The 11986-nt window shown below is 54.7% G+C and carries 11 protein-coding genes; 7 read left to right on the forward strand and 4 right to left on the reverse strand.

The window, feature by feature from the left end:
- Positions 1 to 17 precede the first annotated feature (17 nt).
- The 4 genes from C8N31_RS16980 to C8N31_RS16995 all read left to right on the forward strand — a co-directional run bounded on the left by C8N31_RS16980 (position 18) and on the right by C8N31_RS16995 (position 6737).
- Complete coding sequence (locus C8N31_RS16980; protein ID WP_025046497.1) at positions 18 to 1067, forward strand: TIGR03032 family protein; 1050 nt, start codon at positions 18 to 20, stop codon at positions 1065 to 1067.
- A gap of 372 nt (positions 1068 to 1439) precedes the next feature.
- Entirely contained in the window at positions 1440 to 4544 is a 3105-nt protein-coding gene (locus C8N31_RS16985; RefSeq protein WP_249031127.1) for a PAS domain S-box protein, read from the forward strand.
- Positions 4545 to 4691: 147 nt separating this feature from the next.
- A complete protein-coding gene (locus tag C8N31_RS16990; RefSeq protein ID WP_025046495.1) occupies positions 4692 to 6347 on the forward strand; it encodes a PAS domain-containing sensor histidine kinase in 1656 nt (551 codons plus the stop codon).
- 12 nt (positions 6348 to 6359) lie between these two features.
- Entirely contained in the window at positions 6360 to 6737 is a 378-nt protein-coding gene (locus C8N31_RS16995; protein ID WP_025046494.1) for a response regulator, read from the forward strand.
- An 83-nt stretch (positions 6738 to 6820) separates the two neighbouring features.
- Here C8N31_RS16995 and C8N31_RS17000 read toward each other — a convergent pair whose 3' ends face one another.
- From C8N31_RS17000 to C8N31_RS17015, 4 genes are all read right to left on the reverse strand, one after another.
- Entirely contained in the window at positions 6821 to 7177 is a 357-nt protein-coding gene (locus C8N31_RS17000; RefSeq protein ID WP_025046493.1) for an Hpt domain-containing protein, read from the reverse strand.
- Positions 7174 to 8145 carry a response regulator gene (locus C8N31_RS17005; protein ID WP_025046492.1) on the reverse strand — a complete coding sequence of 324 codons (972 nt, stop codon included), beginning with the start codon at positions 8143 to 8145 and terminating at the stop codon, positions 7174 to 7176. The genes C8N31_RS17000 and C8N31_RS17005 overlap by 4 nt, the downstream gene beginning before the upstream one ends.
- A gap of 216 nt (positions 8146 to 8361) precedes the next feature.
- Positions 8362 to 9204 (reverse strand): NAD-dependent epimerase/dehydratase family protein, encoded by an 843-nt coding sequence (locus C8N31_RS17010; RefSeq protein ID WP_025046491.1) that lies wholly within the window; start codon positions 9202 to 9204, stop codon positions 8362 to 8364.
- Between the two features lie 42 nt (positions 9205 to 9246).
- Positions 9247 to 9858: a 2-hydroxychromene-2-carboxylate isomerase gene (locus C8N31_RS17015; protein WP_025046490.1), complete on the reverse strand. Its 612-nt coding sequence runs from the start codon at positions 9856 to 9858 to the stop codon at positions 9247 to 9249.
- Positions 9859 to 9991: 133 nt separating this feature from the next.
- Between C8N31_RS17015 and C8N31_RS17020 the strand changes: the two genes are divergently transcribed.
- The 3 genes from C8N31_RS17020 to C8N31_RS17030 all read left to right on the forward strand — a co-directional run bounded on the left by C8N31_RS17020 (position 9992) and on the right by C8N31_RS17030 (position 11903).
- Complete coding sequence (locus C8N31_RS17020) at positions 9992 to 10534, forward strand: sigma-70 family RNA polymerase sigma factor (protein ID WP_025046489.1); 543 nt, start codon at positions 9992 to 9994, stop codon at positions 10532 to 10534.
- Positions 10531 to 11223: an anti-sigma factor gene (locus C8N31_RS17025; RefSeq protein WP_025046488.1), complete on the forward strand. Its 693-nt coding sequence runs from the start codon at positions 10531 to 10533 to the stop codon at positions 11221 to 11223. Before C8N31_RS17020 ends, C8N31_RS17025 begins: the two co-directional genes overlap by 4 nt.
- A gap of 152 nt (positions 11224 to 11375) precedes the next feature.
- The gene (locus C8N31_RS17030) at positions 11376 to 11903 is read left to right on the forward strand and encodes a fasciclin domain-containing protein (RefSeq protein WP_249031128.1); all 528 of its coding nucleotides are present in this window, start codon (positions 11376 to 11378) and stop codon (positions 11901 to 11903) included.
- The last annotated feature ends 83 nt before the right edge of the window (positions 11904 to 11986 follow it).

Raw genomic sequence — 11986 nt, forward strand, 5'->3', positions numbered from 1 at the left:
ATCGCGCAGGAGAGATCATGACAGATACCCCGCAGTTTGATCTGATCGGATCAGCGTCGTTTGCCGAATGGTTGGCAGGGCAAGATTTGTCGATTGCATTTACAACTTATCAGGCGGGCAAGCTATTTTTGGTCGGTGCGCAGCCCGGCGGCAGGCTTTCAGTATTTGAACGCACCTTTGATCACTGCATGGGGTTGGGTGTAGGCCAACGCCGGTTCTGGATGTCATCGCTTTATCAGCTTTGGCAGTTCGAGGATTTCCATGACCCAGGTGTCATGCAAGGCGGATATGATGCGACCTATGTTCCGGTTGCGGGGCACACCACTGGCGATATTGACGTGCATGACATCCACGTTCAGCCGGACGGCACACCGCTTTTCGTGGCGACACGGTTCAATTGTTTGGCCACGCTCAGCCAAACCGGCAGTTTCACCGAAGTGTGGCGCCCCCCGTTCATTGACCGGCTGACCGCAGAAGACCGGTGCCACCTGAACGGCATGGCCGCTGATGACATGGGCGCACGTTTTGTCAGCTGTGTTGGCCAATCCAATGTCGCGGATGGCTGGCGCGACCATCGCCGGGACGGCGGCATGGTTCTTGACGTGGCAAGCGGCGCGCCTGTTGCGGCGGGACTGTCGATGCCGCATTCCCCGCGCCTGCATCAAGGGCGGCTTTGGCTGCTGCAAACCGGCACCGGCGAATTTGGCGAAGTGCATATCGCAACGGGGCAGTTCAATCCGATCTGTTTCTTGCCCGGTTTTGCCCGTGGTTTGTGCTTTGTCGGGGACTACGCAGTCATTGGCCTTTCGCGTCCGCGTGAGAACCGCACGTTTGACGGGCTCAAGCTAAACGAACGTTTGGCGCAAAAGGGGCTCACCCCCAAATGCGGACTTTGTGTAGTAAACCTGAAAACAGGTGCACTGGAACATCTGCTGGAAATAGAAGGCGTGGTGCAGGAACTATACGACGTGGCCGTGCTGCCCGATGTGAAACGGCCAAGGGCGCTGGGCTTTCGAAACGACGAAATCCGGTTCTTTGTTCGGCCCGAAAGCCAGCTTGATCGCTGAAGGCCCCTCAACGGCAGTGTTCTTACCTCAATCATGAATAGAAGAAATTCCGACCAAGTTAATCTTGGGTTAATTCTGAGGGGCGAAAGTGCCGCAGATTACTGCTCTTGTCTGTCCTCTCGGGGAATTTGATTGATTGGTTTAAAAAAGCTACCTATCAACTAAGGCGAGAACGTAACAATTGACTTGATTTGATGCAGGGTCGTGATTGAAGCAGAAGCTTTGCATCGCTCGGCAGTCACAAAAACAAGGTGCGATCAATTGCGCAAACTTGAGATACTGCTGGGATGTGTTTGTGTTCTGGTCATTCTGGGCCTCTTTGCAAACAGCGTTCGAACGAACGCCATGGTTGCAAACGCCGAATTCCGGCGCTTGACCGATGACAGCCTCGAAAGCCTGCAAATTCGGATGGACACCTATCTGAGCAGTCTCAATGCGACTGCCGCGTTTCTGGGCGCTTCGGATGAAGTCACCCGCGATGAATTTGATGGCTTTGTCGCACAGCTGGAAATTGAAAAGTATCTGCCGGGGATCAATGGTATTGGCTACATCACCCCGATAAAGGCCGGGCAGGAACAAGAACTGATTGATGAGATGGCCGCACTGGGTGAGCCGGATCTCGATATTCATCCGCTGACGGACAATGCGCAAAAGTACATCATCAACAGGATTTCCCCGATCGGCCCCAATGTTGAGGCGCTTGGCCTTGATATCTCATTTGAAGAAGGTCGCCGAAATTCGGCGAATGCGGCGCGGGACACCGGGCAGCCGCAGCTGACGCCGCGCATTTTGCTCGTGCAGGAACACAGCAGCCAGCCGGGCTTTTTGTTGCTGCGGCCTGTCTATGCTAATGATGATCCCACATCGCGGCCTGATCCGGCAACCTCGCCATTCAAAGGCTTCGTCTATGCCCCGTTTGTGGGGCGCAATCTGCTGACCAATCTGACCGCCAATCAAGGGGTCGTATATCAGTTTTCCGTTTTCGATGGCCCTACGGCGGATATGGATCAACTGATCTACGCCAGCGAATCCGACAGCGAGGCGCCAAGCGGGCGGTATTCCTCAACCTATACATTTGAGAATTATGGGCGCCAATGGACCGTCCTTTATGAAAGCACTACACCGTTTGAGGCAAGTTTCCGCAACACAATGGCTTGGACGCTTCTGATTGGTGGGCTGATCCTTTCGGGCATGCTTGTGTTTTCGGTGCGCAGCCTGCGCATTCGCGGTGACGCAACACATGAGCTGGCCCAGTTGCGCGAGCGGCAGATCAACGCCCGCGAAGAAGAAAATCGCGCTGTTGTCGAAAACGCTGTAACGGCTGTCTTTATCCTTGATGGACAAGGAAAGATCCTGTTTGCCAACCAGGCCGCCCAAGAGGGTTTTGGATATTCGCCGCAGCAGATCAAGGGCTTGCTCTTTGATGATCTGGTGTCGGCTTCGGACGATCAAGAGGAAACGTCAGGGGTCAATGCACGCGGCACGACCCGCGACGGGGCAGAGTTGGTTCTGGATCTTCATTACAATGAATGGACCACATTCGAAGGCGCCTCGCGTGTCACAGCGATTGTGCGTGACCTCACGCGCGAAACAGAAGCACGCGAAGAGATCCGGATCACCAAGATCCGCTATGATCAGGCCCTGCAAGGGGCAGGGATCGGCGTTTTTGATGTGAACCTTGAGACCGGCCATTCCAACGTCACGGATACCTGGTGCGAGATTATGGGGATCGACCCCGACCGAAACGACTTTGACTCGCAAGACAACTTCATGAGCCGCGTCCATCCCGATGATCTGCCGGCGCTCACTGCCAATGACACCGCCTGCATTGAAGGGCGAACAGCCCGTTCTATTTCCGAGTACCGGATCAAGTTCTCGGACACCGAATGGCGTTGGATGCGATCCGAGGCGGTTGTGGTAAATCGCAACAAAGAGGGCAAAGCCCTGAGAATGATCGGAACGCAGGCCGATATCACCGAACTGCACAATTCCCAACATGCCCTTGAGGCCAGCGAGAAACGCTTCCGTCAGGTGTTGTCCGCCGCACCGATCGGCATGGTCTTGATGGACAACAACGGCCATTTTCTCGGCGTGAACAATGCCTTTTGCAAGCTCACCGGCTATAAGGAAGACGAGCTTTTGACCACGGTGCGTATGCCAGACATGATGTCAAAGGATGAGCGTAAAAAGTTGTATTCAGAGATCAGCAATCTCATGAACAGCGATGACAATCACGTCTATACTGCCGAACATCGCATCGTGACGCGCAACAACAGCGAACGCTGGGGCTTGTTTCACATCACATGGGCCTATGACAAAAACAAAGGTGAACATTACTTCATCTCGCAGATCATCGACATCACGGATCAGAAAAAAATCGAGCAGATCAAGAATGAATTTGTCTCCACCGTCAGTCATGAATTGCGCACGCCACTGACCTCGATCAAGGGCGCCCTGGGCTTGGTTCTGGCCACCGGCACGGAACAGATGGAGGACGCCAAAAAGCGTTTGATTGATATCGCGCTGTCCAACACCGAACGGTTGACAACCATTGTAAACGACATTCTGGATCTTGAGAAAATCTCTTCCGGTGAGGTGGATTTTGTCTTTCAGGATCTCGATATGACTTCGTTGATCAACGAGGCGGTGAAGGAGAATTCGCCCTTTGCGACCACCCACAAGAACACTTTGCGGTTTGAACATCCGGACTTGCCCCTGAACGTAAGTGCCGATTTCAACCGGACCAAGCAAGTGATGGCAAATTTGATCTCCAATGCCTGCAAATACTCGGACCCGGAAACCGAGGTGCTGATTAAGGCAGAGCAACTGGATGGCAAGATCATCGTCTACATCCAAAACCGCGGCCCCGGTATTCCTGAAAATTTCAAACCTTTGATGTTCCAGGCGTTTTCTCAGGCAGACAGTTCGGACACCCGCGCCAAGGGCGGCACCGGACTTGGCCTGAACATCACCAAACAGATCGTATCGCGCCATCAGGGCGAGATCGGCTTTGAAAGCGCTCCGGATGGCATCACGGTGTTCTGGTTCACCTATCCCTCGAACGACGAGGATGACATGAACGATCCGGTCGCTGCGCCGAAAGTTAAACGCCTGCCAAGACGTGGCAAGGCCCGTGTGCTGCATATCGAAGATGATTTCGACTTTGCCGAAGTGGTGAAATCTGGCCTATCCAAGGTTGCCGATGTCACTCATGCGGGCAACCTCGAAGAGGCACGCAGATGTATCGAAAACGGCAATCTGGACATGCTCATCGTTGATTGGTCTTTGCCGGACGGGGATGCTGCCGTTTTGCTGGATGACATCAACGAGCGTTTACCCAATGTCACAGTTCTTGGGCTGTCTTCTGACGGCAATAGACGCCGCGACAGCCGCGTGACTGTCAATCTGGAGAAATCCCGGACGGAGCTGTCGACCATTGCAGAATATGTCTCATCGCGTGTGGCAAACGCATCATAAAGGCCGGATCTGCGATCTTTTTGACAAAATCATTGCGACTGCCACATTCTTGCCAGTTTACCTGTGCATGGTTTCAAAAATGTTGAGTTGCGTCCCGGTCATTTAAGCGGGCGAAGACGATACAGATTTGAGTATGAGGGCAGGATTGTGGCAGACATTACTTCTAGCAAGACCTCCGCCAAGGCATTTGCGTTTGGTACGGTGGCGGCAACCGGTTGGTATGCCACCACCAGTGCCCTGCTTGCTGCTCCATTGGATTATTTCATCCCCATCGGCGGCGCGGTTACACTGGCGGGGCTGATCCCGATCTTGCTGAACCGACATGCCGTAAGACAACAAGCCAACATTGATAATGTCGCCTTGACCCAACGGTTGGGCGTTCTGGACCGTCACGTGATGGTTAATGTTGTCGATACAAATCATTGCGTGAGCGAGGCCAATGACCAGTTTCTTGACGTCACCGGCTATCGCCGTGACGAATTGATCGGCAAACCCGTCAAGATCCTATACTGCGAAAGCAACGGCCAATCCAAAGCGGACGAGATCCGCGGAACATTGCTGCGCGGTGAGACATGGCAGGGTGAGACGCCGCTGCGCCGCAAGGACGGCACGGTGATGCACACCCATACAACGGTTATCCCGCTGTTTGACGCGATGGGCGAATGGACTGGATCCATCGCCGCGCGGACCGATATCACCCGCACGAAAAAGCTGTTGGCCGAGCAGGAAACAATGGAGACATTGGAAGAGCTGCGCGACGACATCTGGATCGTCGATGCTGACAGCGAACGGTTTACCTATATGAACAGGGCGGCGATGCGCCGCACCGACTGGACCAAGCAGAACTATAAAGAAAAATCATTGGGCGATATTGCTCAGGATCGCGGCGCCAAGGCGATTGTCAGCGCTTGCCGTGAGTTGAAAGAAAACGGCGAGGGCATGACCCATTTCGAAACGGTGCTGAAAGGCAAGCCGTTTTATGCGAGCATCAAGCTGTTGCGGGTCAAGAATGCCGAAGACCGTTTCCTGATCTTGCTGAACGACATCTCTGACCGTTTGGCAGAAGAGCGCAAGAAGTCTGACTTTATCGCAATGGTGAGCCACGAATTGCGTTCTCCTTTGACATCCATCAAAGGCTCCATGGGGCTGTTGCTGTCCAACGCCACGGGTGAGTTGCCAGACAAAGCGCTGGCGCTGCTGGGCATCGCGCACCGCAACGCAGATCGCTTGGTTTTGATTATTAACGATATTCTTGACCTTGAGAAAATATCGGCCGGTCGGATGGACTTTGACCTTCAGGACAGTGACATGTCCGAACTGGTGCGCGAGACCAACCACGCCACCGAAATGCTGCAACAACGCTTTGCGCTTAAGGTTGAAACCAAGGGCATCGATAAGCCATTGCCAATCAAGACTGATTCCACTCGGATCATTCAGGTTTTGACGAATTTCATGTCCAACGCCTGCAAGTTTTCCAAACCAAATGGCAAGATTGTTATCGAAGTGCAGCAGCTTGACGAAAGCCTGCGCGTGTCGGTCACCGATGAGGGGCCGGGCATTCCAAGCAGCGATCATCACAAGATTTTTGAACGCTTTGCAGATCTGGAAAATTCAGATAGATCTTCCAAAGGTGGCACCGGTTTGGGTTTGAGTATTTGCAAAGCCATCGTGGAAAGTCTAGGAGGCACTATAGGCTTTGAAACGGAAGAGAATGTCGGCACGACGTTCTATTTTGTTCTCCCGCAGGCGCAGTGCGCAGAAGATGGCGACAGGGCAGAAGAAGAGTTCCGCGAAGCCTCGTAAAAGGGAACGCAGATGATCAACTTACTTCATGTCGAAGACGATGCTGATATCCGGGAAATAGCGATGATGGCGCTTGGCATCTCGGGAGAGTTTGCCATCATTCAATGTGAATCCGGTGATGAGGCATTGTCCGAGGTTGAGAACTCAACACCTGATGTGATCCTTCTGGACATGATGATGCCGGGCATGACCGGACTTCAAACGCTTCAACATATGCGCAAGATGCCACATCTGGCCGAGGTTCCGGCGATCTTTATGACCGCACGGACCCAGCAATCTGACGTAGACGAACTGCGGGCGATGGGCAATGTCGAGGTGATCACCAAGCCGTTTGATCCAATGACGCTGTCCGACCAGATCAAAGAGGCGATGGCAAAGATCGACGCCTGACAGTACGATCACTTTCATGGTAAATTGAGAAATGCAAAAAGGGCCCGCGCGGGCCCTTTGTTGTTCTACTCATCGCAGATCAATCAGTTCGGGTGTGATACCGTGCGGCATTGCGCGACAAAGTCATCCAGCTCAACAATTAGATCACCGGGGCAGGTCAACGATGTCGTATCGTTGTCCTCCAGGTGTTTGATAATGCGAATTTCGCAGGCGCGGGCGGTGTCGCCCAAAGGTCCAAAGCCCAGCGATCCAGCGGTGCCGGCAATCTGGTGCAATGTCGCTTGCGCCGCAGCAAGGTTGGTTTTGATGTCGGCAGGATTTTTTGCATCCCAGGCCGCTACAGTATGTGACGCGATGTGCTCGCGGCGTTCGGCCAGAAGATCGATGAACCGGGTCCGAATTTCGGACATGCCGGGCAATTCGTAAGTGAACCGTTTCACGCTGTTTGTCCCATCTGCCAAAAGTCATGTTTGGATTGTTCAAAGGCCATGCTGGCATCTTCGGCACTGGCATGGGCCTGCGCCATCGCATCCATCAAGGAGGCACCGGATTTCCAAATCAAACGCACGGCTTGGCCTGCGCTCACGCGGGCCTGCAACCGTTCGCCTTTGTTGTTGTAAAGCTCAGTCTGAGCCAGCGATAGGTTCACCGCATCCATCAACCGGGCCATATCAGGACGCCAGCCGCTTTCGGTGATGCACACAAAAGTGCCGTTACCGGCGTAGGACATCAGATATTGATGCCCCTCAAGCGTGTCGGAGATAATCTCGGCCACATCGGATACGAGGCTATAAAATTCAAACGAACTCAGGCTCTGATGGAACTGAAGCGCCTCACGGATGGTGAAGGCAAATGTGGTCGAACCGAACAGCGCGCTGCGCGACAATTGCTCGACGTAGTTTTCCATCGCCATGTAGTCGATGACGTTCTCAACGTCATAGATCGAAATCGGCTCATAAAGCTCAACATGGGCTTCGGGTTCTGCCAGATTTTGTGTGGCAAAGATTTTGCGATTACGTTCCCGGCGCGACTCGACAAGCCCTTCGACCATCGTGACCCGTGCGGTCAACTCGGCGATGTCAAACGGCTTGGTCACGTAATCGGTGGCACCCGCGGCAAAGGCCGCGTCCACATAACGTTTGTCGGCCATCGCCGTCAGCATCAGGATCGGCGTGTCGGCATAGGTCGCCATGCTGCGCACAGACCGGGTCAGGCTGATGCCGTCCATTGCGGGCATCTGTACGTCAAACAGAAAACAATCGAATTCGGGAGTGTTGGGGTTTTCAAGAACAACCAGCGCTTCCGTCGCACTATCAGCGGTGGTCAGATCGTGATCGCCGATCGCCATTACGAATTGCGTGAGCAACTCGAGAATGATCGGATCATCATCTACCGCCAGGATTCTCATCTCAAACTCCAAAAACCATTTATCAGCGCCAAAGGCTTTGGCGGCTATGGTACCAATCTGAACGGGAAACATGGCCTAATTTGGGCGAAGATCGGAAAATTCTGAATTTCGGGTCAAATTATTTGCAAACATTTACATAGCTTTAACCCAGCCCCCCCCCTGCATTGGGGGGTGGGTCTGTGAAAACTGGAACGTTTGGTCTCATTTATCGGCGGACTACACGGTTTTCTTGTCATTCACGATCTTCATCTGCGCGATGCCGCTTTGGCCCAAATCGACCTTGGCAAAGGGTCCGCCCTGCAACATTTCGCCTGGATCGGTCAGATCGGGGGCAGGGGTCTCTGCCAACACGGCTTCGGCAAATTGCTCGGCGTTGTCTTTGGGCCGATAGCCGAGGAAGGATGCCTTGGCGTTGTCCACTGGCGCACGATCATTGTTGGACACACCATAGATGATGCTGAACCCGACCGACGGCGTGTCGACGGCCCTTGTGACCAATTGGATCAAATCGTCATACGACAGCCAAGACCCCAAAGCGCGGGCATTGTTCACCTGCGCCGCGCTCAGGATGCGCAGATGCACGGATTCAAGGCCGCGTTTGTCCCAATACATGCTGCCCAGATCCTCGGTGAAACATTTGGCGAGGCCGTAAAACGTATCGGGCCGATGCGGCGCATCAATGCCGATAAAGTCTGCCTTCTTGTGCATTCCAACCGCGTGGATGGACGAGGCATAAACGATGCGGCGCACGCCCTGCTGATACCCTGCCTCCCAAATATTGTAGGAGCCGACAAAGTTCGGGCCAAGCAGTTCCTCAAAGGGTTTTTCGTCAACGATTGCGCCAAAATGTACAACCATTTCAGCACCTTCCAGAACCGGAAAGATCGCATCATAACTGGCAAGATCGGCCTGCACATAGGTCTCATTCGCGTGTAGTTTGCCCAGATCATCAGTGATATCGGTGCTGACCAAAGCCTCGCACATCTGGCTCAGCGGTTCGCGCAGGTAAGAGCCAAGCCGCCCCGCGGCACCGGTGAGAACGATTTTCTTGAGCTTCATGAGATGTCCTTTCGAATGGTGTGAAACTTCGGCAATCAGCGCCTAGGCCGCAAACGGTTTGTCCAATGCCCGCGCAACCATGTCCAGCCGGTCCTGGCCATAAAACATGTCGCCGCCGACAAAATAGGTGGGTGAGCCGAAGACGTTTCTCGCAATCGCCGCTTGGGTGTTGGCGTTGTGTTGGGCTTGCACCGTGTCTGTTTCGGCGGCCAGCAACAGGGCACTTCCGTCCAATTCAACCGCTTGTGCGATGGCGTTTAATGTAGCGCGATCCGCAATATCCGCATCGTCCCGCCAATGGGCCTGCAAAATTGCTTGGCTCAGGGCTGCGGCATCGGCGCCGCTGGCAATGATCATGCCATTGGCCAAATGCAACGGATTGTCATGAAATGTTGGCCGGTGGCGGATCATAGGCAGTCCGCGCCACTCCGCCCAACGCACCATTTCGCGCCCGAAAAAATAGTCCACATGGGCCTGCGTCCGGTCCTTGAACCGCCTGCCGCCGGCCGCATCCATCACCGGCATGAAATCGAACGGGCGATGCTGCACCTGCGCCCCTGCGGCCTTTGCAATACGCTCCAACTCCCAGGCGCCGAGATAGGCATAGGCGGAATGCGCGGAATAGAAATATTCAATGATCGGCGTCGCGGGCATGGCGGATCTTTCTGTTGCAAATTGCGGATGCGGCAACCTAATCAGGTCTGGCGCAGGGAGAACACCTTAGATTTGACTTCTGCGCCGCGCGGGTCATTTCAGAACAAAACCAAAGGGAATAGGCAGCACCGGCATGGACCGCCGCGAAATTGAAAATCTCATTGCTCGTGTCGCGCTCAAGGATCGCGCTGCCTTTGACGTGCTTTATGATCAAGTGAGCGCGAAACTCTTTGGGGTCTGCCTGCGTGTCTTGTCCAAACGAGCCGCGGCTGAGGATGCGATGCAGGACACTTTTGTCAAGATCTGGAATAACGCGGACCGCTATCAATCGAATGGTCTGTCGCCAATGACTTGGCTGATCACCATTGCCCGAAACACTTCGATTGACCGCCTGCGGGCGCGTAAAAGTGGACATCAGGATATTGATACGCCGGGGCTTGAGCTGTCTGCGCCCGGCCCATCACCGGAACAGGCCGCGGTTGCCGGATCAGAGGCCAAGCGGCTGATTGGTTGCCTCGACGGGCTGGAGCCGGACCGCGCCTCTGCCGTGCGGGGGGCCTATCTTGACGGTCAAAGTTATGCCGATCTTGCAGAACGGTTCAACGTGCCACTGAACACCATGCGCACATGGCTGCGCCGTGGGTTGTTGGCCCTGCGTGAGTGTATGAGCCAATGACCGACCCGCAAGATACCCCACCGGATGATGATAGTTTTCTGGCCGCAGAATTTGCGCTGGGCCTTGCCGAAGGCGAGGATCTCGCCAATGCGCGGTTCAAACTCGCCAATGACCGTCAATTCGCGATCAAAGTCGCTGCATGGCAGGAAAGCTTTGCCCACCTGACAGATGATATCGCACCGGTAAAACCGCCCCGCAGGATCAAGAAGAAACTGCTGAAAAGCCTCTTCTCAAAACAGCGTTTGCCTTTGCTGGAACGGCTCTGGGTGTGGAAGGGCATCAGCTTTGCCGCGTTTGGGTTGCTGGCCTACCTCGCTATCCCCATGTTGCGTCCCGTGCCGCCAGAGGTGCCGATGCCTGTGTTGGCAGCGCAACTCAAAGGGCAATCTGGCCCGCTTGAGCTTTTGGCGATAGTTGAGGCGGGTGGCACCGAGGTTGGATTGCGCCGCATCGCGGGCACCGCGCCCGAAGGCCGGGTTCTTGAACTCTGGGCAATTCTGCCAGAGCAGGCGCCCCTGTCATTGGGTGTTTTGCCCCAAACAGAAGTGATGCGCATTGCCCTGCCTGCGGTTCTGGCCGGGAAATTGGGTCAAGTCACCCTCGCCATCACAGATGAGCCCGTAGGCGGCGCGCCGGACGGCAGCCCGACGGGTGAGATCCGCGCCGTTGGTGCCTTGGAAGAGATCTAAAATCACCTGATTTTTAAGCGTTTTTCGGGTTTCTGCAAAAAAATTTCAAACAATTTTGAAACTACGTCGCGCCTCGCTCCGTATCTTTATCAGAGGCCGCCAAGGAGGCGGTGTTTTTGGAGGTAACGACTACAATGTTTCATAAAATTGCAATGACCGCAGCAGCAGCCCTGATGGCAACCGCTTCTTTCGCAGCCAACCCCGATGTGGGCGGCGCCGCGATGTTCGAGCAAAAGACAATCGTTGAAAACGCTGTGAACTCTGCCGATCACACAACTCTTGTGGCCGCTGTTCAAGCCGCCGGTCTCGTAGATACGCTAAATTCCGAGGGCCCGTTCACGGTGTTTGCGCCTGTCAACGCCGCCTTTGAGGCGCTGCCCGCCGGGACCGTTGAAACCCTGCTGAAGCCAGAAAACAAGGACATGCTGGTCAAGGTTCTGACCGCCCATGTGGTGCCGGGTGATTGGTCCGCCGCGACCATCGCGGCCAAGGCCAAAGCCTCCCACGACGGGTTCTACCACTTTAACGCGGCCTCAGGTGACGCGCTTTCTGCGCAGGTGCGCGGCGGTAATGTCTATATCTACGACGAAAGTGGCAACGCGGCCAAAGTTACCATCGCTGACGTCAAACAATCCAACGGCGTGATCCATGTGGTCGATCACGTTCTTGTGCCGAAGTAACCAGTGCTGCAAGCAACCACCCCGCTTGCTTAATTGGTACCGCCGGACCGATGTGCCCTGCATGTCGGTCCGGAGTGTTTTTG

The sequence above is a fragment of the Sulfitobacter mediterraneus genome (assembly GCF_003054325.1).
Lineage (GTDB): Bacteria > Pseudomonadota > Alphaproteobacteria > Rhodobacterales > Rhodobacteraceae > Sulfitobacter > Sulfitobacter mediterraneus.

Bases quoted from the DNA above. Each gene is read 5' to 3' on its own strand.
- C8N31_RS16980 (WP_025046497.1), top strand. From the start codon at position 18: ATGACAGATACCCCGCAGTTTGATCTGATCGGATCAGCGTCGTTTGCC.
- C8N31_RS17025 (WP_025046488.1), top strand. From the start codon at position 10,531: ATGACCGACCCGCAAGATACCCCACCGGATGATGATAGTTTTCTGGCC.
- C8N31_RS17015 (WP_025046490.1), bottom strand. From the start codon at position 9,858: ATGCCCGCGACGCCGATCATTGAATATTTCTATTCCGCGCATTCCGCC.
- C8N31_RS17020 (WP_025046489.1), top strand. From the start codon at position 9,992: ATGGACCGCCGCGAAATTGAAAATCTCATTGCTCGTGTCGCGCTCAAG.
- C8N31_RS17010 (WP_025046491.1), bottom strand. From the start codon at position 9,204: ATGAAGCTCAAGAAAATCGTTCTCACCGGTGCCGCGGGGCGGCTTGGC.
- C8N31_RS17005 (WP_025046492.1), bottom strand. From the start codon at position 8,145: ATGAGAATCCTGGCGGTAGATGATGATCCGATCATTCTCGAGTTGCTC.
- C8N31_RS17030 (WP_249031128.1), top strand. From the start codon at position 11,376: ATGACCGCAGCAGCAGCCCTGATGGCAACCGCTTCTTTCGCAGCCAAC.
- C8N31_RS16995 (WP_025046494.1), top strand. From the start codon at position 6,360: ATGATCAACTTACTTCATGTCGAAGACGATGCTGATATCCGGGAAATA.